Genomic DNA, 25511 nt, shown 5'->3' on the forward strand with positions numbered 1-25511 from the left:
TGATTAGAACATGGTTACTAAAGCATACAATGATATTAGCATTCTTCATCTTGTACCAGATGAAAAATTCATAGATTCTGCATACTATTTTTTTGAATTGGTAGCTCCATCTTGTAACACATTTTTTTTACCATCAAGGACGAAAAAATTAGATTATATCAAAAAAACACCGGTTACTTTTATCGATCCTTTTTCATTTAAAAATCCCTATTTCATGAAAAAACTAGAAAAATACAATTTTATCGTTCTTCATTCCCTTAACAAATACAACCAAGAACTAGTAGCACATGCAAATCCTAAATTAAAATTTCTATGGATTGGAATGGGTTATGATTATTATGACCTTATATGTGATAGCGAAGATAGCTTATATCAAGAGAAGACAAAATTAATTATAAGCAAGATGGATAATACAAAAGATGATATCTTTCTCAAGTTTAAACACTGGGTCAAAAATAAACTTTATATGAATATGGGTAAAAAACAGGTCATTAGCAAAATTGCTTTTTTTTCACCTGTTCTAAAAAATGAGTATTTTATGGTTGCCCAGAATTTTAACTCCAAGTTTCCAATTTTTATTGAGTGGAACTATGGAAGTACATCTAAACTAATTGAAGGTAAAATTGAAAACATAAATCTAAACAGTAACAATATACTAGTGGGAAATAGTGCTACACCCACAAATAACCATATAGAAATCTTTGATTTTCTTAATAATCAAGATTTGAAAGGGAAAAAAATAATATGCCCATTAAGTTATGGTGATCGCTTTTATGCGACTATCTTAAAAAACAAAGGCAAATGTTACTTTGGGATAAAATTTTATAGTGTTGAAGAATTTATGCCATATGAAGAATACATGCATTTAATAAGCTCATGCTCAAATGTAATAATGAATCATCATAGACAACAGGCATTAGGTAACATTACAGCTATGATGTATATGGGTGCTAAAATATATTTAAACAAAATGAATCCAATATATATGCACTATAAAGAAAAAGGAGCAGTATTATTCACTATCGATGAATTATATAATAATCCTTCGCTGTTGGACTTATCTTTATCGAAAAAGGATATTGAAAATAATAAGCGAGTTATAAAGTCAATGTATCGTGAAGAACATGGAATTGAGAAAACCGGAAAGTTGATAACTAGTATAATGTCATCTTCACAAAAAAACACTAATGATTATTAATATTTTACATTTACAAAACAGATTTATCGGTCGTGAATTGGAGGATAATAAAGAGAAAATATCCGATTGAAATATTCTTTTCATCACACCAATTCTTGGAAAAGACTTATCAAAGGATTTAATAATGAATTTATCTTTAGATTACATTATCCTACAATTTCTTAACCAGTCTATTTCATAAATTTATTTATAAATTTACTTCTTCGTACAATTTCATTATAGTCTTAGCATTCACTTTCCAGGTATATTTATCTTCAAGCGCCATGCGTGCATTATATCCCAGCTTGAATCTCAAAGCAGAATCATCTGCCAATTTAAGGATATATTCTGCTAATTGAGCGGAATCGCCAGGTTCAATTAATAAACCATTTTCACCATGCTGAATGATTTCTGCTATCTGTCCCATATTTGAACTAATAATTGACTTTCCCATTGCCATATATTCAAATAATTTGATTGGAGAATTATAGAAACCAACATTTGCAAATTCATTCTTCAATATATATGGTGCCAAAAGTATGTCAGATGCAGCAAGGTAAAATTTAATATCTGCATGCTTGATCCTTCCTGAGAAAACAACATTTTTTGGTGCCACTTCAACTAAATCAATAACATTAGAATAATCACCTATTATCAAAAATTTAATGTTAGGATCTATAGCTTCAATCGAAGCTGCAGCTTTCAACAAAATATCAATCCCCTGCCATTCTTGTTCAAGAGAGCCCGAAAAACAAACAACTGTTTTATTCTTGAGACCATATTTATCTAGTATGTGATTTCCATCAATATTTGGATTGAAAATGTTCTCATCCGATCCATTCGGAACCACAACTACCTTTTCTTCATTTATTCCATAAGAAGAAACAATATAATTCTTTAAAACCGTTGAAACTACAATTACCCTGTCTGCTAATTTGAAAATGAACTTTTCCGAAAGCCCTTCTAATTTCCGTGAGATCGCTGAATGGTGGATACCCCTCTCATAACATATAGGAGCATTTACTTCCACAAAATATGGAATTTTGCAGATAGCTGCAACTGCTAATCCTCCTAAATTAAAATATGTTCTCCAGCTAACTTCTCTTTCATGAATGACATCAGGCTTTTCTTCTCTGATTATCGAGAAAAAATCTCTAAAGAACTTTAAGCTATAATATAAATGGGAAAATAAACCAAATCCTGGAACAGCACCTACATAATAGATTTTCTTTTGATTGCTAATATATGAAGTAGAGGATACATCTTTTTTGACAATAAAAACATCATTCCCATAGAAAGATATATTTCGAACAACATTATTGATGTGAATTGCATCACCTCTTGGCAGATCAAGAGACAATTGATAATTAATTAAATATGCTATTTTCATATAATCAAATCCAACTTATAATTTTACAATTACAAGAGCTTCATTCCCTTGAATATTAATTGCAGTTATGTTTATAGTTAAAAGCTGTAACTCTTCATCATATAAAAAGGAATTAATTATAACATTTTTATTTGATGAGATAACTTCTTTTGGACTTCGCGGAATTTTGATAGTAACATCTTGAGTCCCATATGTCTCCAAACAAAAGGAACATTCTTCTTTACCAAAAGTAAAGGAAAGAACGTTATAAGTGCCATTATTCAAAACAGCTATAGAAGGATAATCATTCGAAAACTTTAAATTTAATTTATGAATTCCCCGATTTAATGGGGGTAATATAATGTGAGCGTATCCCCTTTCTTCGTAATAACCAACTATCAAATTGTCATCGATTTGTGCATCAGAAATATGCATCCCTTTATCCAGACATATTTTCAGAAGCAAATTACCCACGAAACCATCATCATAATACATTTGTGGAACTGAAGAGGTATCTATTATGATGTAATTATTGTGTATGTCTAACTTAGCGTACTTACAATATATCCATTGAGAATTCAGTTGTTTTGTATTTTTTGGAATATATCGACTGCTTGATCCCTTGACAATATCAAACCATTGAATCCATTCCTCTGCAACTTGTCTATTAGATAAAGAATCTTCTGAATAGAAATTTCCAAAATGTGTCATAATTGAAGTAGTATTTACAAATTCTTCTGCAACTTTACCTACTGCATCATGAGGTATATTGCCCGAATCACGATGTAAAAGCAAAACCCTATCTAAAAGACCTTCTTTTGGAAGTAGGTTTGCAATTTTAAAAAAATCAGTTGTGGCGTATTTAATACCATATTCTGCCATCATGAAGCCAGTAGATTCATCACTTTTTGGGTTGAAATAATAAGCATTATGTGGTGGAATCATACTAATTGGAAAAGAAATATTGTACCCAGACGAAATTTCATAAAAGCACTTAAGATGTTCCTTCACAGCTTTTTTATTCCATGGTTTTAATCCACCTGCATCATACCATTCACCATAGTGTGCAAATGCATCTTTGTTTGGACCTCCCAGACCATCTGGAACCAATTCAGAATCCCAGTACATACGATGGTCAACACCATGCAAACCATATTCAATAAAAGCACTGTTGTTTTTAACTACATCCATTATTTGATCTTGAAAAGTAAATTCTGTACCGTTATCCCAATTATCTCCATCAATAGTTGTTGATGGATATTTAGCACAGCTATTATTTTTATCAAATTGAGCAATCATAAATGCACACATTAAACGAGTACCTACACTTTTCCCTATGAAAATAAGATTAAGATAATCATCTAAGATATGATCAGAATTGTCCATCCTCCAGCTTTTTTTTCTGCCTACATCATCAATTGTGATAGTCATTGGAAAAGGTATTATAATGTTCTTACCGTTGAAACCTGTTTTAAGAGAATGTGGAGACTTTCTTTTAAGGTTGAAACGAAGCACATATCTACAAATGTTACGTCTTAATTTTTTTACATAGATATTTAAGTAATTCATACTCCACCATTGAACAATAATAAATAATGTCACCATTAATTCATTTATATTTTAGCATCTTTACTAAAAAGCAATAACAAATGTTACTTTTAATAGGAAGCCTACCTTAAAGGTACCAAATTGAAATTTCTCCACTACTATATATATTATCAGCGTTATTTTCTGAGTAAGCAATAAGATCGGAAGCTCTAGGGCTATGAGACCAAACAATTTGTCCATAAGCACGGTCATTCTCAGCTACATAACTTATGTTATAATCAATAGGATTTTTCTGCATTCTGTTCAGATCTGCCCATAAATAATTACCAGGATCAGGACCTTCATACCCATTAAGCCAAAAATTATCAGAAGTTAACGGGAAACGCTTGAACTCTGAAACATTTGAGCCTATAAACCCGTAGATATGATCAATAACTGAAGACATAACTAAAAAATGTACGTGTTCTGAAACTGTAAATAACCTCATTCCTAACAAATCATCGTTTGAAATTGCTGATCCATTACAATAATTTTTCATCCATGTTCCAGTGATATACGTGTTCTCATCCATTTGCCTTCTAGAAAAACTATATTCGTGCAAGAACTGGAAATATCCTACAAAAATGGTACTGCTTATTAAGAAAAAAGCAAGCAATATGGCCGAATACTTTTTTTTAGGAATTGTCTTATAAGCATTATTTAGCCCAAGTATTGCAAAAGGAATAGCAATAACAGGAGCAAACATTTTCATATAAGTCAATTGAAAGATAAAGAAAGTAAGTAACACAAGCGATAGTAATAAAAATTTTTCAGTGAACTTTTTATTTGGTTTAAAAATCAAAGAAACTATACCACCAAATACAAAAATAATTGGGACACCGATATATCGAATATAATGAACATCAAAAAACATATATCGGGATTGTTCAACAAACTTTCCTGTGACAAAAGGAATCGAAAACATTAATATGAAACCAAATAAATAAATAACTGCATGAAACCTCTCGTCAATAAATACTGCACCTTTGTATTTACTGTACAAATTAAGAATTCTTAGTAAAGCATAACCTAAAAGAGGAGGTAGAAGGAAATAAAATAAATGATGTGTTACAAAAAGAAATAGACAAATAACTAATGTTAGAAAGATATATTTCTTGCTTATAAGAGATTTTACTAACATATAAAAAAAGAGTGGGCCAAATACTATTAATAGACCTCTAGTAGGTATTGTCCAAGTCGAATAACCAACTACAGACGGAGCAAAAGAAAAGGCAAACGCACATAATATTTTGTATAAATCGTCATCTGGATCAATAGCAAAGCCGATGAGGTAACCTGAAAAGATTCCAAGTAAGCCAACAGACATCCCATATAGTAAAATAACACTATTCATGCTCATATCTGTCATCTGATGAACACCAGATAACAGATATTGAAGAGTACTTGTATAGGAATACGGGTATAATCCAGGGACTGACAATGGATGAAGCCACCATTTAGCAGATCCAAATTCGGAAAGAGAATTTGTCATCAAATGGATGAAAAATGAATCAATACCTATTTCCAATGAAATTGCCTGAAGCCGAATAACTATGTTCAAAACTACAATCAAAAATAATAATAGAATTTTTTGCGACTTTGACATTATCATGCTTTTAACCTTCTTATCCTTCTAGCATAAGCTAACTTCCACTTGTTCCAAAAATACTTCTTTATTTCCTCATCCTTTATTTTTTCTTTAAACAAAATAAAACTCTTCAGGTAGCCTAATAAGAAAGCAAAACCAATATAATATGGATAAATAAAAGTACATATGACACTCTTACTAAAAACATGAATTGGATGGAAATTTAAATAATAACTGCTTTCTCCGTACTTTACATATCCATTCCAGTACCCTTCAGCATTGAAAACATCTCGTTTTTCAGTTGCTATATTATCTTCAAACCTTTTTGTACTCCATCCTTTAATCCTTGCTTTTGCTTTCAATACACTATCAAACGATTTGGAAATAGGTATGCCATTACAATCTTCAAAGCATGATTTTCTAATCAACATGTGTCCACCAGAAGGTTCATCGTTTGGTAGATGGTCAATGTAGACAAAACTATCCCCTCTTTTAAGTTGAAGTCCACCACTTGCAATACCTAAAGAAGAATCTTTTTCAAATTCATACAATAAATTTTCAAAAAATGTTTTTGGTAATGTCAGATCAGCATCTAAATTTCCAATGAAGTGATAAGTAACATTTTTGCTTTCACAATCAGAAATGGCATAATCAATACCATCTTGTACAACTTGAGCCAAATGTTGACCTAAGTCTCTTTTATAAGCATCATCTAGAAAAACATAGTGAATCCACTCATGATCAGCAGATGCTTTCTGGATGATTATTCTACTGTCGTCAGTACTTCCATCATCAACAATAACCCACATAAGTGGCGTTATTGTTTGTGATAATACTGAATCTATAAGCTGTATCAAATTATCTGCTTCATTTTTACATGCGGTATTTAAGATGTATTTTTCTAACATAGTTAACATAATAATAAATGATTTAACCTATTTAATGCATCGCTTTCAATCTATAGTATAATTTAATTCTTCATAATTTATGCATATAATCAACCATATACAACTCAAAGTTTTCCATAATCATTTAGGTATTAGTTCGTAATAAATCAACTAATTCGCTATATTGTTTAGCAACATATTCCCAATTAAACTCTTTATTAATTGATTCGTATGCTTTCAGTTTATAATTATTTGCCATATCTTTATTTTCATATAAGCTGATAATCCCATTTGCAATCATATTAGCATTATCATCGACAAGAGAACCATTTTCACCATCAGTTACTATTTCAGGAATGCCACCTACTTTCAATGAAACTACAGGAGTACCTACAGACATTGCCTCAAGAATAGTAAGAGGGCAGGCTTCTTGAAACGAAATATGAGCGTAAATATCGCTTAAAACAAAACATGGATAAACATTTTTTAACATGCCCGTCATAATAACATTGTCTTGTAATCCAAATAATTGAATTTGCTTTTCAACATTGTCTCTAAAGGGACCATCGCCTACAACAATCAATTTAGCATCACAATACTTGTTGCACACTATTCTAAAGGCTTCAATTAAAAGAATCAAACCTTCTACTTTAAATTTGTGTACAAAAAGACCTACCCAAGAAACAACGGGATAACTACTGTTTTGTAAATGCTTAGATTTAAACGCTTCTATCTCCTGAGAAGTGATATGTGGAATTGATGTACCGTTGCGAATAACTTTAGTAGGCTTCTTAAATTTGCCTAAAAGATTGTATTTGTCTAATGTATCTTTTGAAACAAATGTAATAGCATTGGATTGATTCAAAGCAGATGTAAATAACCAATTCTTTATCTTTGATGACAAAGACAATCTTTTGGAAATTAAAGGATCAGTATGGAATGTATGAATCAAAACTACCGAAGGATGCAGAAATTTATACACAAGGCAAGGCAAATATGTATACCACCAAGAATGAGAATGTAATATTTGTGGTTTCAATCTTTTAATTTTCCAAAAAGCATCCATTAAAAAAATGATTTTATTCCTACTGCCATATATATGTATACTACTCGAATCTGATTCACCCTCAAGTGAAATAACTTCAACTTCGGAACCATCAAATGATTCCAGTTGTCGAGTTAAATTTACGACACAACTGGTCACACCGCCAAGAACAGGTAGCCAATAGGGAGTGACAATAACCCACAAGTCATTTTTATTAAGAGACATAAACCATTTATTTCCATATTTTATTAAATGTGGTGACTTTTGTTAAAATCCCATCATCCTTAAAATTTCAAAACATTCTGCATACTTTGTCTGTATTTCATATCCCCTATGTTCTGCCCTTGCACGGATAGCATTCAAGAACGAATCCTCCCCATACTTAGCTACCTGACTTTGATGCTTTTTTAGCGATTGAATTTTTTTATCAAATGTAGAAGTTACATCAATATAATATTGATTTCTGAAACCTAAATAAGATCTACCGGATGGATACTCAGGCTCATACATATAAATATTTTTTACATACCTTGCAGCAGATATTACAGATTGAGTTGTACGAACATGATCTTGGTGAGTATCGTGATACCAATGAGTATATACTACATCTATTGAATAATCATCAATTACTTTATTGATGGCTTCAACAGATTCACCAGAATAAGGTACATTCTTTGTTTCAAATCCAAGATTTAACAAGTCAGCACCTAATATTTCAGCTGCATCCTTGGCTTCTTGTTCAGCTTCAAAAGAAGACCTCAATTCTGCTCCATCATAAGAAGTATATGAGGATTCAGCCATTATTAAAATAACCACCTTATCTCCTGCTTCTATGTGTTTTGCTACAGCTCCACCGCACCCTATTTCGACATCATCTGCATGAGCTCCAACTGCCAATACATTTCTTTTTTTGTTCATTTATTGATTCTCCTTAAGGAATTATACCTACATTGAAAAGCGCATCTATTGAAGACATATTAGATTCAAAGCCTTCAAAACGCTGAGGATAAATAGGATGATTGAAATTCTGGAAAACAACTTCGATATTTCCAAATATAGATGTGTCAAGGTAATTATAACCTCCTATTCCAGAAATATAGCAATCCCCACCTAAAGCACTCACAAGTTCAATTATTTTTTCAGAAGATGATGATTTGAATCCAAATTTACTTGCAAATACCAATTCGACATCAATATCAAATGCCTCAATTAAAAATTTAATTAACGACATATTAAAATCAATTAGTTTTTCATGTTTAGTATTATAGATTGAAAATAATTCATCTTCATATTCTGAGAAAAATGGACAATGTGAATAATTTGCATATATTTCTCTGTAATGAATTTCACTCCAACTGGCCGAATTATTCTGTTTATCATTATTTATGTCAATGTCAAAAATATATCCTGTTTTTTTTTTCACAGGAATACTTAACCATTTCCAGCCATCAAATGTTCTGATTTTATTCCTATGTTGAAAATCACGACGATTAAATTGAACATCATCATGAATAACAAAAATGTCTGAATTAGCCATTTTATCAAAGAAACCAAGGTATGGTAAATAATTAGGTTGATGAATAGATACAGTAGTCATGTGGGCTCCTAAATCGATTTATCTTATTTATGTGAACAATCATTAAAACTTTCCCTAAAAACATCTTGAATTAATTGAACCATAAATTTATTGACATCAATAGTATCATCTACCATATACTTCATTTTATTTTTCCATTCCACTGAATTTTGATAATCAGACAAAATCGAAATTGCCTTTTCTAATGCAAATTTCTGAGATTCAGAACCTCCAGAAAAATTATATAGCAAACCATATTGAGATTCCAATATGTCAGTGTAACCTCTCCTTGAAGTAGATACAAATATAGAGGGAACACCAAGCATTGCACATTCAGCTCCCATAGTAGCACTTTCACCCAAAAATAAAGTAGAATAAAACATCAAGTGATGCATTTTTTCATATGGAAGATTAAAGCAATAAGTCTCTAGTTCAGTGGGTAATTTGTCTTCAGACGAAATGATTACTTTACCATAATTGATTAATGAATTAATCAGATCAATCTTATTAGAAAAACCAGAATCATTTATATCATGACTCGCATTCCATGAAACAAACCTTACAAGAATAATGCATTCATTTTCTTTAATGTTGAGCTCCTGTAACACAGAAGAATCTGGTTCAAAGTAAGAGGTATGAAGATAGCATTGCTCGAAAAAACCTTTGAATTTAACATGTTTTTCGCCCAGATTGTCTTGATAAGAGGAAGGTGTTACAATCATTTTAGCAAATGGAAAAGTTATTTTATGAACAGCAGTTGCTATCTCAGTATCTTCAAAGATAATAAAAGGTTTTTTGAAGAGCCAGCTAACATAAGCGATATGTGGAATTGCACGACCCACAAAAATATCAGGTTTAAACCTTTTTGCAGACTTGAAAGTTAGATATACCCACCAAGGAATATATAAAAGTTTTCTGAGCAGTCCTTTTTGATTTTTTCCAATAACAATATAAGGAATATTGAATTTTGAAAGCAAGTAAAGAGTTATATCTTTGTCAACCGCAACTACCAAAACATCATTGCCTTCTGCAATTAAAGATTGCACTAGGTTTTTGAATATTAACACATGCTTTGGATGAGATACACCAATCATCAACCTCATATTCTAGATCCCTACTTAAATTTAGCTAATCATGAAAGAGTTATTCATTCTAACTGATTTTCATGCATAAATAACTTGTTCATCTCATTTTCTTGCAATTGAGCAATTTTTGTCCAATCATTTTTAGCTACATAAGCCATTCCTTTCTTTGCAAGATTGGCGTAATTTAGTGGATTGGAAAGAATATCAATAACAATCATAGCCATTGATTCAGCATCATAAATCGGTACTTTTTGAATGAAATCACCATAAAATTCATTATATGTATCCAGATTATATGCAACAATTGGTAATCCACATGCAAGAGCTTCATATATGACAATTGGCTGTGCTTCGTAGTAACTAGGGTAAAGAAAAACCCTTGACTTTTTCATTAATCTATATTTGATCTCCCCTTCAACCTGTCCCTTAAGAACAATGTGATTCCCCAAATTATTTTTATCAATTTCCAATTTAAGCTTATTAAAGTCAGGACCATTGCCTAAAATACACAACCTAGCTGTAGGATATTTCTTAATTACAGAAGACCAGATCTTGACTAAATCAAAAATACCCTTATTTGAAACGATTCTTCCGAGAAATACAGCATCATATTCTTTACTGGTGCTTTCTATAGAAAGAATGGAACTATAAGGAATGGCATTGTACATCAAACATATTTTATTTTCAGGTATTCCTTTAGAAATCATATATTGCTTAGTATCATTGTTAAATACATACATCAAATCAAAATATTTTTTTGCCAACGATACACAAAGGGTCCAATTCAAATATGAAACTTTTCGTCGCATATAACTCATTTTATCAAGATATTTTTTTCTTAAATATGGAGGCGTGGTATGAAAATACACAACCAGTTTAGAATTTTTGCGTTTAAAAAAAATTGCAGGAATCATATTTTGAGGTAAATAGTTTGGTGCAATAACTATATCGTATTTTCTTTTTAATTTGAGAGATAGTATTGAAGAAACAATAGTCCTTGAAACGTAGGCAATAAAAAAAAAACGAAAATTATCAAATGGTACAAAATAAGTCACTATTTTTTTCCTAGAAGAACTATTATGTGAAAGATGGTCTTTTGCTACGCCATAACCCGCATTTGAGATTAGATAATCTACGTTATGGGAATTTATCCAGCAATCAACTACCTCCACAATATGACGACTTCCTCCCCCAATTACTCCTAGAAGTGAATTAAATATAACTAAAACATTCATTTCATTTTTTGATTTCATTTTTCTCAATCCACTTGTACTTTTAGAACCTATTTAATAAACCTCTGCAAGAGAAAAACAAAGATGGTAAAACATCTTCAGTTGACAAGACATCATAATACAAATCATGTTCTTTGAATTTAATAAAATCCTTTATGAGCTCAGTACGACTCTTTGATTTCCTAAAGTAACCTGGAAAAGACCGGAGATCATTGAAAAGAGATCTTGTTTTGACACCCTCTTTGTACTTAAAAACAGGCTGAACATCCCCTTCAACTGCCATATCATATAGCAAATTAGGAAAATCTACTCCACTTGAAACCGCTTGATTTATTGACCCCCAAAAACGAGGGTTTACTTCAATCAAATAAGGCTTATTAGTTCTAGAATCCAATTTAAACTCAACCATTGCAAGTCCATGCCACCCCATGTGTTCTAGTAATTCACGAGATATTTTTTCCATTTTAGAATGTCTTACACTTGTCCTTAGAGTACTTGGACCACCAGTAACAGGATATTCTCTTAGTCTTTTGTGAACGAAGAAAGCTCTCAAATCTCCCTGATTGTACAAGCTTGATACACCATAACCATCACCAGGTATATATTCCTGCACTAAAGGATATTGATTAGGAGTCAGATTGAATTTTTCGATTGTTTCTTTGAAGTTAAAAACGAATTCTTCAGGCGTATGAGCATAGCTTATTCCAACGCTACTAGTAGTGTTTCTTAGCTTAATAACAAGTGGATATTCTGCAGATGAAGCGACATTTTTGAGTTCATCCATAGAGCTAATTTCGTATGAAATTGGAACAGGAAGACCCAAATCACCGGCGATCTTTGATAATTGTACCTTATCGTGTAACTGAAGCATTTGATCATAATCACTGAAGGGTACTTTGATATAAGGTGTAAATTTGTACTTAAACTTTGAAATTAATAAAGTATCAACACTATTAACAGGCATCAAGACATCTATTTTACCACTATTAACTACCTTCACAAGTTGTTTAATGTACTCTGCTGGAAAGTTTTTAGGAGAAGGAACCATCAAATAGTTATTAGAATATTTTGAATAAAAAGTAGGACAAAAGCGATTATAGCCTAGTGTAGTTACATCAATATCTCTTTTGCCCAAACTTCTAGTTACAACTAAGCATTTAGAACTAGCTGCATTTGTTACTATTGCACTCATGGTATTCACTACATTTATCTAATTAAATATTTAGCAGATGATTTAATTAACGAATTAAATCCTCCTTTTTTGTACTTACCAAGAACCTTACTATACGTTTTTGGTACAAAAGATGACTCAGAGCCATCGATAATCAATTGGTTTTTTGTTATTTTACTTTTAATATCATCTTCCTCTAAAATGAACATATCCTTTGGTAACAATGTCTTTACTTGACCAACCTCATAAGGAATATGAGCATCGCTTCCTGCAACAACAGGATAATTAAACATTCTTGCCAAGTTGATTGATTTTGAGTTTAACTCTTTGGAATTTCTTGCATTGACACTTTCTATTATATCAACATTATTAATAAGATCTTCTGGATTCGCAAGTTTATTTCTGTATGGATGGGGAAGTAAAATAACCCCATCCTGATCCCTTATGGAATCACACACTTCATGAAAATTAAATGTTCCAATCTCTTCTGATAAAAATAATCCTATCACTTCACCTTTGTCAGTCTGAATTTCAGACCCAACTATCACAGTAAGTTCTTCATCATTACCCAACATTTTTTTGGTTATAAGCCCTCCTTTGATAGTATTATGATCAGTAATTGCAAATCCCGATAAATTTCTCCTTTTAGCCATTTTAATAATTTTAACAGGATCACTATATGAATCGGGAGAATATTTTGTGTGTATATGAAAATCAAATAAATAATTGTTTTCAAACATAATACCCATTATTAGAAGTCATTATTGATTAAATGTATTTATCTGTCGATATTGCACGATTAATCTTTTACCAACATTTTTAATCTTTTGCGTAACTAGCTCTTTTGACCACCCTTTAATATCATTACACCACCTATTGGGATGAGACAATATACATATTTGAGATACTTTTTGCGATTTAATCAACTTTATCAAATCAGTTGTAGAGTTCACCGGTCCGAATTCATTTAATACTTGAGAATTAAACGAAGAATCCACAACATCTTTGACCCTGCTTGCAATGTTTCCCCAACTCCTACCAGTATCAGTCATGTAAAATATTTTTGAGTAATCTAGCGATAGATAAGGCTCAGCTATGAGACCATAGGATTCGAAATCATATTCATTCCAAATATCTTTATTCGACCAATGAGCAAAGGGATTACCATGCATACAAATAGTATCCACAACAACAAATTTCCTGAATTCATTTAATTCATTTTCAAAAATAGCGATACCTTTGCCATAGTCACCGTGTGATTTATCTAGTACCTCATAATGAAAACCAACCTCATGACCCATATCCTCAACCTTTTTCATGGCTTCTGGCACAAAAACATCCTTAGTATGCCTGAAATAATAAGTCGATGAAATATCGCAATTATACTCCAATTCAGCCATATCCAAAGCCCTTTTAATATCACGATCTACATCATGACGCAATATAATACATTTACCAGAAGATTTATAAGTATAGTCACGGACATTTTTACACGAATAGTTAGTTTCTTTGATACATTCTAGCAGTTGTAAATATGCATCTAAAGTAAAGTCACGAGTCATTTTTCTTACCCCCAATCTGATGAAGTATATTAAATAATAATATATTATCCTACATATTTAAACATTGCTAACTCTTCAATATTAAATAATTTGAAACATAATTAGCAATCGTTTTAATTTCCTTAAACTGCACACATAATAGAAACAATAAATAAAAAGATATACCGCTAATCATAGACACAATGAAAATAAAAATATCACTATACAAATAAATTAGTTCTTGTATTAAAATAACAAAAATGAACATTGCTATAGATCCCACAAAAGGGTAAACTAAAACCTTAAATATAGTTGCGTATGAACATAATAGTATTTTTTTAACTTGATTCAAACTAAAAAATAAAGATATCGTTGAAGAAATTGTTACAGCCAAACTCGTCCCAACAACACCGTATGCAATAGTAAGTGGATATATTAAAATCATAATAAAAAACAAATGTAAAATATTTATCATCGTAGATTTATGAGGAGTACCACTTGCCAAATATACAGAAGATGTTACCTTCGAAATTGATTGAGCCGAACCATAAATACACAATATTTGAATAAGAGGAACAGCAGGAAGCCATTTACTACCATAAAAAACATTAATAAATTGGTTTGAGACTACAATTATTCCAGCTGCAGAAGGAAAAATGAAAAATGAGAGATATTTCAGAGAGTTTAAAAATACTGATTTCATTTTATCCATATCATGCTGAAGTTTGGAAAAAACAGGGAACACCACTTGATAAATTACATGAGATATTTGTATTGTGAAAAAGCTTGCTACTGTTAGTGCTATTGAATAAAAACCTAATGTTTCAGCCCCTAATTCCCTTCCTATTACTACAACATCGAACACAGATGATAAAAAAGCAATCAACGACGTACCCAGTACATATTTACCATACTTTAAAAGTTCTACGGCAGTTTTTTTATCAAATTCTAATTTTGGCCTCCAATCAATAACATGCCAAACAATTATTAAACTTAATATTTCCAGGCTAATTCTTCCAATAACAAGGCTCCAAACTCCAAAACCTTGAATTGCCAATACAATAGATACAAGTGCATATCCCAATTTTGGGACTATCTGAGGATAAAGCAATTTTTTAAACTCAAGTTCTTTTGCTAGTAAAGTTGTTGGCAAATTTCCAAAAGACCATAAAATAAGAGATAATGACAATACTTTTATAATAAGGTCTAATCCATCACTCTTAAAAAAAAGAGCTACATATGGAGAAATTAAATAACATAATATATAGAAAAATACTGCTGCAAAAGGAAAAATGAAAAATGCAGTATTTTGTGCAATTGAATTATTATCTGATCTGTGAATTAATGCTGAACCTATGCCCAAATCACGAAATGTTTCAAAAAAATTGATGAAAACTAGAGCTAATGCAACGATTCCAAAATGAGAAGGGTCAAGAAGCCTTGCTAAAGATATGTTTGTTAGTAAATTTATTAGTTTTGAAAATATAGTAGATATAATTACCCACCAAATACCACTATAAGCTTTTTTCCTAAGAGACATAGTAATTGCTATCAATAATTATTAAGACATTTTCACAAACAATGAGAACAAAATCCCATATAGTAGTATAGTAATAGATATTTATCTTTTTAAAGATATTCCTACTTCAGTAGTTCGCTAATTTTCTCTCCCCTTTGCTTTTATCGCAATTATTCTACCTCAAACACTGCACAACTAACTGAATCTTCAACTTTCTTCTAAGCCATCCCCCAACAAACAGGATAAACCTATCAAACCTAAATTTGTCTTCATCGATAGTTATTGGACCTGGTTTTACTACTGTGAAATGCTTTTTATGGAGGCAGAGCCATGCATTTTTTAGCAGGAACGATATTAACGTAAAGAAGTACCTGAAAGTAACGTTTCTTGTTGACGTTTTTGGTTTTACGATATTTCGCATCCTGTACGATGATTCGATAGCAAACAGTTTTCTGTAGACTGTGCTAACCTTTCTGGGATCCCACTTAATACCATAAACTACAAAAACAAGGCTCTTACATCCATTTTTATCCCTTTTACCTTTCAGATACTTGACGTCAATAACAATATCTAACCGAACTTCTTTCTTCTGAGCATTCTTCATCTCATATTTAGCATATCTCACCTTTCTCCCAATAAGTAATTGCTTGATCTCTTTTCCCTTTCGTACTACATGTGTGATATGAGGAATTTCTTTGTTCTGTAAGAATTCAAACACATTAACTGAATAGAACTCCCTATATAAACAAAGGACCTTGATGCTGAAGTTTAGATACTTAGTTATATCTGTGAAATAGGTGAGATAATCAACTTTTGTTTTGTTCCTCTCAACAGGAAGGACAGCGATAGTGTATCTTTCGTTCTTGTTTATGATAGACAGGGAAACATACGAATAAAAAGAGTTTGTTGACTTTTTAGCCTGAATGCTTATCACATAGTTTTCATTGGACGAGTCTATTATTCCGTAATAAGGGTCATTGGTAAAATCGATAGCGAATTCATACTTTTTCTCAGGTCTCATATCACTTATTGGACCTTGAAGTAGAATACTTCTATTTACCTGGATAAGCTCTTCAAGATTTAGCTCTGTAGAAATCCTCATTTGCATAATAAGTACAACCTTGACATACCTGTCAAGGTTATGCACTAATAACTTGAATTTGATCTCTTTTGCTTGATTCCAGTACTTGTCGAATAAGAAAGAGCGATTACTCGCCCTCCCTCTTCTAAGAACCGTACGTGAAAATTTCTCTTCATACGGCTCAAGCATTCTATAACCCTTTAAGTATCAGGCAGTTGTTAGACTTTCCATGATATTTTGCTTCGACGCCACTAGTTTCTGTTTTCTCAGATAGCTTATTCTCCATTTAAAGTATTCTTTGTCTACATATGGGTTCTTATCCATTTTTATGCGTGGATGTCTTACAATCTTTGTATGTGCAAAAGATTTGAGTTTAAGCCCTTCTGTGGAGAATACCCATTTCCTTGACCCTACCCTATGCCAATATCTATCTACTATCCAGTGGTGTGATTTATCTGGATGCCGCCTTTTAGCCCACGTCCATAGCATATCCCATAATCTGGAATCAAGCTTACTGAACGTATTTTTAGAGACAACTGAACGGTGATATTCGCTCCATCCAGTGATAATAGGGTTGAGTTCCTTAATGAGAGAACTCTGAGACCGAGCTTTACCTTTCTTAATCACGTTGCTAATGCTTTTTGTGATATTCTCAATAGATTTGTTCGAGGGCTTGGTTAGAAGTTTACCATTATATTTCCGGAAATTCCATCCCAAGAAGTCAAATCCATCGTCTATGTGTGAAACAAGAGTTTTCTCACGAGATAGTTCTAAACCCCTATCTTTCAAGAATAGTCTGATAACCTCAGCAATATCTTTAGCCACTTCCTCTGAATCAGCAGTGACGATAAAGTCATCTGCGTATCTCACAAAATTGACTTTATGGGAATTATAACTTTTTTTGTTAATAGTTCCCTTCCTGTTTGTATGATATTTGCATGCTATTGCATTTTTCATACCGTCCAATGTGATGTTTGCCAGTACTGGAGATATTATTCCACCTTGAGCAGTACCTGCTTTGGTGGGATTCAGATGTCTATTATACACAAAACCAGCTTTAAGGAATTGCTTTAGTATTGACCGGTCCATAGGAATATTGTTCAAGAGCCATTCGTGATTTATATGATCAAAGCATCCTTTTATGTCGCCTTCCAAAATCCATTGAGCAGAGTTTCTTTTACTCAGACATGCGAACAATTGAGCTTCTGCATCTTTTGAACTTCGATATTTACGGAATCCAAATGATGTTCTGTCTGCTGTGGTTTCTGCTATTGGGCTTAAAGCAAAAGCATATAATGCCTGCATTGCTCTATCGTACATTGTAGGAATGCTTAATGGTCGTTTTTTCTTCTTTCCTTGTTTCTCAATATAGATTCTTCTCAATGGTTTAGCTTTGTAGCTCTTACCAGACAGTTCTAGAACGGCTTTCATCTTAGATTTGGATGTTGTCCATTTTTCTCCATCGATTCCAGCTGTTCTTTTACCTTTGTTCTGTGTTACTTTCTTTACTGCCAATAATTTGGCATGAAAAGAATTGGTAAGCAGGTATTGTAGTCGTTTAACTAAATGCCACTTCTTTTGTCTAACCGCTTTTACAATTCGGGCTTGCAGCTCATTAACGTTCCCTTCGACTGTTTTCCAGTCGATGTCCTCCCACTTGAATGGGATTGAATTGTCTGCAAGCCTCTCACCTGATGGTGTAGTCGAGTATCTTGCATTCATAAGTTTGCCTCCTTTCATGTAATAGAACACCTACGGTAAGTCTGCTCCCTTTCGGGACAAGGCAAATTTTGAACCTCTATGCACTCCATTACAGACTGCCATTTGCTTTCTACCGTTTCCTTTATCCCCTGTGCTATTGTTCATTCTCACGAATTAACTACCTTTTTTTTTTTTTTACAGGAGCACATGGGACTTACCAAGTTCTATAATATGAATAATCACGGAAACCTTAGAAGCCATCTATAGGCCGGGAATCTGTGTCCATTCTCCATAATGTGCAAAAAACCATTATGGCCTGATTCCATACCTTTTGGTCTAAGCGTATCATTCCATTTCGCTTATCAATCATAACGACCCTTACGATGATTTGCATTATACTCTTCATAGTTTCCTTATCCTAGCAGATAGTCAAGGATTGGAATTCCTTGCTTTCCACATTGTCCTGTGAGCTTAACACAATGATGTTACCATTCTATGCATCCCACAGTAGGATTATCCCGAATGGAAGGAATAGCTGTTAAGCAATTCATATTGTAACTTCTTGTCACACTTTTGCTCTGATTTCTTTCCCGTATTTTCTTTTCAGAACAGAAAACATCGTTTCTACCAGATTCCTGTTATGATACAATTCCTCATCAAATTCACATACCATTTTTCTACGGTATTTTCCTTTGATTTTCTTTCTTTTTCTCTGTCTTAGCAGAATCATAGCTATTGCTTGGAGGTTATCTTTTGCTAGCAAATGTATGTCTTCTGAATCGTATCTTTTATCCATCACGTAGTACTTCGATTTGCGAGTTTTATGGCATTATTTCAGTAATTTCATCGCATGCTTTGCATCATGCACAGGTTTACCTGGTATCTTAAAACCAGTAATGATGAATTTTCCAGTATCGATGGAAATACTAGTTTTCAAGAATGATCTACGCTTCTTTCCTGTCCTCCATGAATAATAGTATCTACAATGAGCACTTGCAAATCAACTTGAATCAATTGCAGTAATTTCTATCATCTCTCCATGAGAATAAAACAGTTTTAGTGTTTGCTGCAACAATCCACTAAAATAGATTGAATTCAATCTTGTAATGAATTTATGAAGAGTAGTGAAATGTGTTACCTGTTTAAGTCTAATTCTCTCTTTGACTTTATCCATTAATTCTACAATTTCAACTATATCCCGATAATCCTCATTGATGTATTCTTTCAACAAAATCAATGTCAATAGCTGGTGTTGAGTGTATTTTCTTTTAGAATACTTATAACTGTAAATCTCTAAATGTGATTTTCCTGATACAGCTAGCGCTGTATTAACAAACTTTAAGTACTTATTAGGCAAAACACAATCATCCCCTTTTGTGTTTCTGTCGCAAGTAATACTCAGGGGATTTATCCTTTTTAAATTATGATGTCAAAATAAAATTGGAAGTAGGTTTTCTACAGAGCCCAAGATTTATTTTTTTAAGATGATGTCTTAAAGATGTTTCACAAGGAATCTCTTGGTAATATTTTGATGTGGAATGAACTGGACTATTGTCCACTGCCATGCATATGGCAGTGCAAAACAGGTCTTTACGGTCAAGTGAACCATTGATCTTGATGTTGATATGATTAGTAAGAGGTTTAGAACAGTTTCAATACATTGTTTTGGTCTCAATTCAACTCTAGGATTGGTCCTTGAATTGAATGCTATAAATGACATCGAGCGGCGTTTTCGCTGCATATTAATACTATCGCAGAGCATTGGTGAGGTTAAGTAGTCAAAATTAGCGAACTACTGTACTTATATGGTAATATCAGTAAAACAAAACTTAAATGATGACTCTTGCAGAATCAAAAACTGAGAAGCACAGCTTCTTCATGCATATAGAAGAGAGAATTATATAAAATAGTTTTATTGATTTAACATCCTGATAGTTATTTAAACCATTGAGATATATGAAATACAAGTTTTTATACACCCCAAAAAATAATCTCAACTTTATCCTAACAAAAATATTTTCATTCACACTCATCAGTAAAGTTATATTTATTTAAGGACCAGAGAAATAACTACATAAATGAAGGGTAAAAAATGAAAAATGAAAACAAAAACATAATAATTATTCTAATAGTACTTGCACTCTTCACAGGAGCTACAGTCGAGCTCAGTGAAGGATCCACAATTATGGGAATCATACTCTTTGTTCTGGCAGCACTACTGATATCCAGAATAGAAATAACAGGAACTGAAGGCATAAAAAGTTCTAGGAACTACTTCCTGATAGGTGGGTTCATCGTAGCTGCCGACCTCGTATATAACTTTATCAACAAGAGCAACATAGGCACTCTCGACTCAATAGTATTCTTTGTAGGAGCATCACTTATTGCAATGGGAACGAATAAGAAAGACATAAAGCAGCTTGGAGAATTCGGGTTCTACATTTCTTCTATTTTCACAGCCTTGTACCTGATATTCTATTCAGCCTTTGGCCTCTTAAAGATTGATTTCCTGCATATCTTCGACCATTATTTTGTGCTTATGCCAACAGTTTCCATCATAAAATACTTTGGCATCCCTGTAGAAATTATATCAACTGAGACTGTAATCCTATACGGAGCCGAACCCATGACTATTGTCATTGGCGGACCATGCTCAGGCCTTTACTCTATGTTCTTGCTCATAGGCATAGTTGCAGGATATTCAAGGATTGAAAGAATGGATATCAGTCAATCTTTAAGGCTTCTTGGACTGGCAGTATTGGTCGCATACCTTGCAAATCTTGTTAGGGTAATAATACTATACATTACAGCGTACCTTTATGGTATGGATGTGATGATGATTGTCCACACACATATAGGATGGATTATCTTCGCCCTGACCGCAGGCGGTATAATGTACATCATGAACAAGAAGAAATGAAAAACATATGAAGAACGATCAGCGTTCTATCAACCTTTTTTTGAATATTCGCCTGGTTACAAAAATAGTAACTGTCAGGCCACCCATATATACAAAAGTGATACCGAATACAAGAAGGAACTTGAAATCCTTCAGTATAAATGTAATGGCTACAATGATACCAAAAAGAACCACAGCGTAGGAAATAAAGCTGAACATCAGTGCTTTTTGCCAGTCCGCAAGACTTGTGTAAAGATAATTTATCTCAGAGAACATGATAGTACCTCAATTCAGTATATCTACTCCGTCAACGGCCTTTAAGCGCTGCCGAAGATCCAGTTTTGCCTCAAATAAAGATAGATGGATATCATAAAGTGAATTCACCTTAACAGGATTCATTGCAAAAAGATGAACATGACCGGGATTGAAATATTCAACAGAATTCAGATTAATGTCGTTATACACCCTTTTCAGGGCTGAAGCAAGATACTGTTTGCTTCCCAGTGTCCTGACAGCCACTATATCTGAATGTAAAGTTGAATCCACCGATCCAATGTATACGATCAGAGCAGCAGGGAGCATTACCAGACCCATTGCGACAAACCGTATGAACTTGGGTACAGGATCTCCCTCCTGCCCGAAACCTCCAAGCATGGACATCCACATGGCGACCGTGGAGAAAGAAGCAATGATACCTGCAACAAAGGCCACAAAAGTGTTATGGGACACATTTCCCTCGGAGATACGTGCCATCTCACGTGCGAGCATAGCCTCCAATTCATCATTATTTAAAAGTTCCAGAAGTCCATAGGACATTACAATGTCATATTTTTTTTTGGAACCTACTGTAAAGACAATTGGAGTCGATGAATCAAATATATGACTCTTTGGGCATTCTATAGAAAACTTTTCTGAAAGTTCATTCAATATATAGTGTAAATCTGAATATTCTGTGGGAGACATATATTCACATCCGTACCACCTCATGATTAATTTGGAAGCTGAAAGATAGATTTGCCTGCTTAACACATAAATAACAAGCAAGCTTACTAACCCAGCCATGGAACCTCCAAGATAGAATATCAGAGAGACTATGGGCAGAAAGACTATGAAAAACAGAAAATATATCCATACCTTATTTTTAATAGAGAACCCTCTTTGTATTTTACTTTAGTTTATTTGAAATGTACCTGTATTAAGAAGCTGTAATATAATAGAACCCTATACTTATATATTTTAGCAAATAATTACACTAAATTCATAAATAATTCATTATATATTAATCACCCACAAGGAACTCGTGACCAGATGCTCGGCCCCAATAAATACACATATACCCAGGATCTTAAACTATTATTAGTAGCATCGTTACTATCAATCATATTCATCCTCTTCCCCCCATTTAACGAGATAGCACTAATAAGGATACTCTTTGCTTTATTGATCATATTTTTCATACCAGGATATGCCTTCATGTCAGCCCTGTTCCCGAGTAACAAAGAGATATCCGAAATAGAGCGATTCACCCTGAGCGTTGGTTTCAGTATTATGATAATGGTCTTCGATGGTTTTATCGTCAGCCTTACAGAATGGAAATTCAGACCAAATTCAATAACAATATCACTTGTGATTCTTACAGTTATCTTTGTACTTCTGACATATCTTTCCAGAAAACGCCTTCCTGAAGATGAACAATTCAGCTTTTCATACAGTGCCTTTATCCAGTCACTGAATTCAGATGAGGAGATCCATGCAGAAGTTGAAGAGACTAAGCATCAAAACACAGAAATTGATAAAAGATTCTCTGCAAGCAATAGAAAAAAGATATCTTCAGTGCGTAAAAAGAACCGTGCGACTCCAACTGAGCTCAATACAAAAAAAATAGCCCCGGAGATCACAAAAGCCCTTATGATCGCAATGGTGCTTTCCATAATTATTGCAGGCGCCATGTTCGCCTATGCAAAGGCAACCCGGGAAAAAGAAACATTCACAGCACTTTACATCCTTGGCCCGGATGGAAAAGCTGAGAACTATCCTGAGAATATTTCCACATCAAATCCCCTCCACATAATAGCAGGTATAGAAAACTACGAACATGCTGATGTGAACTACATACTACAAGCAAAACTGGATGGCATCGTACTGGATGAGATTGAAGTAACCCTTAGACACGAAGATAAGTGGGAACAGGAACTTGTGCTAACCCCAACAAAATTCAAGCAGGAAAGACAGAAACTTGAGTTTGCCCTGTACAAAGATGAAGTTGGAAATTTCGCATACAGATCAGCACATCTCTGGGTGACTCAGATGATAAGTACTGAGGTCGTTGAAACTACAAATTCTGCAACCATCGATTTCATACAACTTAGTAACCCAGATATGGAAACGGATGAAGGATGGACATTTATTTCAAGCAACGAGACATCAGTAACAGGACATTACCTGAACGAGTCTGGAATCAATTCATCCAAGGCATTTGTGATCAATAGCACCTTTGAAGGAAACATGGGACAATGGGGTTATGACCAGTATAACCTTCAGCAGGAGATCTACAGTAACAGAACACAGGATGTACTGCTTTCCGCTTACATGAAGGACAACTATGCAAAGGGAACTCCGGATAAAGAAGAGTCACAATACAAGAGAGTATTGCTCAATGATGTGATAGTATGGTCAGAAGGAATAAACGGTGACGAAGGATGGCAGCATCTGATGCTACCTGTTACAATACAGGAAGGTAAAAATACAATCTCATTTGTTTTAGCACAGAACCGTAATTTGGACCTTAAAACGATTGAATTTGCTATTGATGAAGTAAGTTTCATGCCACTGTCAGCTTTATCCCCATACGTCAAAGATGATAACACTGTAGAATTTGACCTTCCGATATCCAAAGTGCTCACCTTAGTCCCAAGTGTTGGCAATAATAAATTTACAGTAAGTTGGAACGGAACCGATGAAGGTTCAGGTATTTATTACTATGACATAGATTACAGCACAGACGGCACGAACTGGAATAGGTGGATTAGTAAAACTACAGCAATTTCCGCAGAGTTTGAAGGAAAACAAGGTGAAACATATTACTTCAGATCAAAAGCAGTTGACAACGCCCTGAATGAAGAAATGGAACATGCAGTATCCGACACAAGTACAAAAGTTGACATCACTGCACCAACAATCGAACTCGACATCACGCCAAACCCCACCAGTGATACCACATACCTAACTGTGACATCAAGCAAGCCTTTGATGGAAATGGAATGTAAGATAATACCATGGACATTTGGCAATTCTGAGTCCTTAAAGCTTGCAACAACAGACAACATAATATGGACTACTAAATACACTGTAAAATTGCAGGATAATTACAATATAGAAGTCACTGCAAAGGACTATGCCAATAATACAGCCTATACATTTGGAAGCTTATACACCGATGAATCACTGGAAGAACTAACAATAGACATCAATCCTGAAAAAACATCAGATGATGTAGAAATTACCATTACTTCCTCTACGGCCCTTAAGGAAGAACCAACTGTGATAGTACAAGATAGATATGGCTATAAACTGGATGTGACCTTTGAAGGTTCATCAGATAATGAATATACATACACAGCCACAACAGAGGATAAGGATCTGGATTATAGTATACGTGATGGCACAGCACGGGTTAAAACTACTGCAAAAACAGTGGATTCCCTAAGCTTGTATGAAGAAGAGACATTCATCATTGACAGGGTCGACCCGACCATTAAAAGTTTAAGCCCCGATGATGGCGAAACAGTGAATACAGGCAATCCATCTATCAGGGCTTCTTACTCAGATGATCGTGCAGGCATTGATAAAACGAAAATAGCTTTTCAGGTAAATGGAGTTGATGTAACTGATGATGCCGAAATAGATTACAGTTCTATTACCTACAATGCTGTAGGATTAGAGAATGGTGCGGTAGATGTCCGCCTGAGTGTCACCGATCAGGCCGGAAATACTGCTGTGGAAACATGGACATTTTATGTATCAACATAACAGACCACGCACCTCATAATGAGG

At 33.5% G+C, this 25511-nt stretch carries 21 protein-coding genes and 2 pseudogenes; 3 read left to right on the top strand and 20 right to left on the bottom strand.

Translation table 11 applies throughout. The features are described 5' to 3' along the window. Positions 1-10 precede the first annotated feature (10 nt). Positions 11-1198 (top strand): TDP-N-acetylfucosamine:lipid II N-acetylfucosaminyltransferase, encoded by a 1188-nt coding sequence (locus V7O67_RS11315; RefSeq protein ID WP_342304736.1) that lies wholly within the window; start codon positions 11-13, stop codon positions 1196-1198. Between the two features lie 187 nt (positions 1199-1385). Here the strand turns inward: V7O67_RS11315 and V7O67_RS11320 are convergent, their stop codons facing one another. The 18 genes and pseudogenes from V7O67_RS11320 to V7O67_RS11405 form a co-directional block, all read right to left on the bottom strand. After that, positions 1386-2567: a glycosyltransferase family 4 protein gene (locus V7O67_RS11320; RefSeq protein ID WP_342304735.1), complete on the bottom strand. Its 1182-nt coding sequence runs from the start codon at positions 2565-2567 to the stop codon at positions 1386-1388. A 15-nt stretch (positions 2568-2582) separates the two neighbouring features. Then, a complete protein-coding gene (locus V7O67_RS11325) occupies positions 2583-4115 on the bottom strand; it encodes a hypothetical protein (protein WP_342304734.1) in 1533 nt (510 codons plus the stop codon). A 106-nt stretch (positions 4116-4221) separates the two neighbouring features. Next, entirely contained in the window at positions 4222-5502 is a 1281-nt protein-coding gene (locus V7O67_RS11330) for a hypothetical protein (protein WP_406670028.1), read from the bottom strand. 239 nt (positions 5503-5741) lie between these two features. Further along, the gene (locus tag V7O67_RS11335) at positions 5742-6629 is read right to left on the bottom strand and encodes a glycosyltransferase family 2 protein (protein ID WP_342304732.1); all 888 of its coding nucleotides are present in this window, start codon (positions 6627-6629) and stop codon (positions 5742-5744) included. 124 nt (positions 6630-6753) lie between these two features. Continuing rightward, positions 6754-7878 carry a glycosyltransferase family 4 protein gene (locus tag V7O67_RS11340; RefSeq protein ID WP_342304731.1) on the bottom strand — a complete coding sequence of 375 codons (1125 nt, stop codon included), beginning with the start codon at positions 7876-7878 and terminating at the stop codon, positions 6754-6756. A 42-nt stretch (positions 7879-7920) separates the two neighbouring features. After that, on the bottom strand, positions 7921-8571 hold the full coding sequence (locus tag V7O67_RS11345) for a PIG-L family deacetylase (protein ID WP_342304730.1): 651 nt from the start codon (positions 8569-8571) through the stop codon (positions 7921-7923). A gap of 13 nt (positions 8572-8584) precedes the next feature. After that, a complete protein-coding gene (locus V7O67_RS11350) occupies positions 8585-9250 on the bottom strand; it encodes a WbqC family protein (RefSeq protein ID WP_342304729.1) in 666 nt (221 codons plus the stop codon). Positions 9251-9273: 23 nt separating this feature from the next. After that, a complete protein-coding gene (locus V7O67_RS11355; RefSeq protein ID WP_406670029.1) occupies positions 9274-10332 on the bottom strand; it encodes a DUF354 domain-containing protein in 1059 nt (352 codons plus the stop codon). A gap of 44 nt (positions 10333-10376) precedes the next feature. Then, complete coding sequence (locus V7O67_RS11360; RefSeq protein WP_342304726.1) at positions 10377-11567, bottom strand: glycosyltransferase family 4 protein; 1191 nt, start codon at positions 11565-11567, stop codon at positions 10377-10379. 22 nt (positions 11568-11589) lie between these two features. Then, positions 11590-12738, bottom strand: a complete 1149-nt coding sequence (locus V7O67_RS11365; protein ID WP_342304725.1) for an ATP-grasp domain-containing protein — start codon at positions 12736-12738, stop codon at positions 11590-11592. A 14-nt stretch (positions 12739-12752) separates the two neighbouring features. Beyond that, positions 12753-13457 (bottom strand): PHP domain-containing protein, encoded by a 705-nt coding sequence (locus tag V7O67_RS11370; protein WP_342304724.1) that lies wholly within the window; start codon positions 13455-13457, stop codon positions 12753-12755. 21 nt (positions 13458-13478) lie between these two features. Then, positions 13479-14279 carry a hypothetical protein gene (locus V7O67_RS11375; RefSeq protein WP_342304723.1) on the bottom strand — a complete coding sequence of 267 codons (801 nt, stop codon included), beginning with the start codon at positions 14277-14279 and terminating at the stop codon, positions 13479-13481. Between the two features lie 67 nt (positions 14280-14346). Next, on the bottom strand, positions 14347-15798 hold the full coding sequence (locus tag V7O67_RS11380) for a lipopolysaccharide biosynthesis protein (protein ID WP_342304722.1): 1452 nt from the start codon (positions 15796-15798) through the stop codon (positions 14347-14349). A gap of 154 nt (positions 15799-15952) precedes the next feature. Further along, entirely contained in the window at positions 15953-16885 is a 933-nt protein-coding gene (locus tag V7O67_RS11385) for an ISH3 family transposase (RefSeq protein WP_406671467.1), read from the bottom strand. Further along, positions 16862-16966 (bottom strand): annotated as a pseudogene (locus V7O67_RS11390) (IS5/IS1182 family transposase); the annotation flags it as partial. The gene V7O67_RS11385 and the pseudogene V7O67_RS11390, both read right to left, overlap by 24 nt. A gap of 99 nt (positions 16967-17065) precedes the next feature. Further along, positions 17066-18598, bottom strand: a complete 1533-nt coding sequence (gene ltrA, locus V7O67_RS11395) for a group II intron reverse transcriptase/maturase (protein WP_342304721.1) — start codon at positions 18596-18598, stop codon at positions 17066-17068. Positions 18599-18809: 211 nt separating this feature from the next. Next, positions 18810-18953, bottom strand: a complete 144-nt coding sequence (locus V7O67_RS11400) for a hypothetical protein (RefSeq protein ID WP_406669888.1) — start codon at positions 18951-18953, stop codon at positions 18810-18812. Between the two features lie 180 nt (positions 18954-19133). Continuing rightward, positions 19134-19955 (bottom strand): annotated as a pseudogene (locus tag V7O67_RS11405) (IS5 family transposase); the annotation flags it as partial. A gap of 696 nt (positions 19956-20651) precedes the next feature. Between V7O67_RS11405 and artC the strand changes: the two are divergent. Further along, on the top strand, positions 20652-21479 hold the full coding sequence (gene artC, locus V7O67_RS11410) for an archaeosortase C (protein WP_342304720.1): 828 nt from the start codon (positions 20652-20654) through the stop codon (positions 21477-21479). Between the two features lie 18 nt (positions 21480-21497). Here the strand turns inward: artC and V7O67_RS11415 are convergent, their stop codons facing one another. Beyond that, complete coding sequence (locus V7O67_RS11415; protein ID WP_342304719.1) at positions 21498-21734, bottom strand: hypothetical protein; 237 nt, start codon at positions 21732-21734, stop codon at positions 21498-21500. 9 nt (positions 21735-21743) lie between these two features. Further along, entirely contained in the window at positions 21744-22520 is a 777-nt protein-coding gene (locus tag V7O67_RS11420; protein WP_342304718.1) for a M48 family metalloprotease, read from the bottom strand. 246 nt (positions 22521-22766) lie between these two features. Between V7O67_RS11420 and V7O67_RS11425 the strand changes: the two genes are divergently transcribed. After that, entirely contained in the window at positions 22767-25487 is a 2721-nt protein-coding gene (locus V7O67_RS11425) for a DUF1616 domain-containing protein (RefSeq protein ID WP_342304717.1), read from the top strand. The last annotated feature ends 24 nt before the right edge of the window (positions 25488-25511 follow it).

Source organism: Methanolobus sp. ZRKC4, assembly GCF_045291305.1.
Classification (GTDB): domain Archaea; phylum Halobacteriota; class Methanosarcinia; order Methanosarcinales; family Methanosarcinaceae; genus Methanolobus.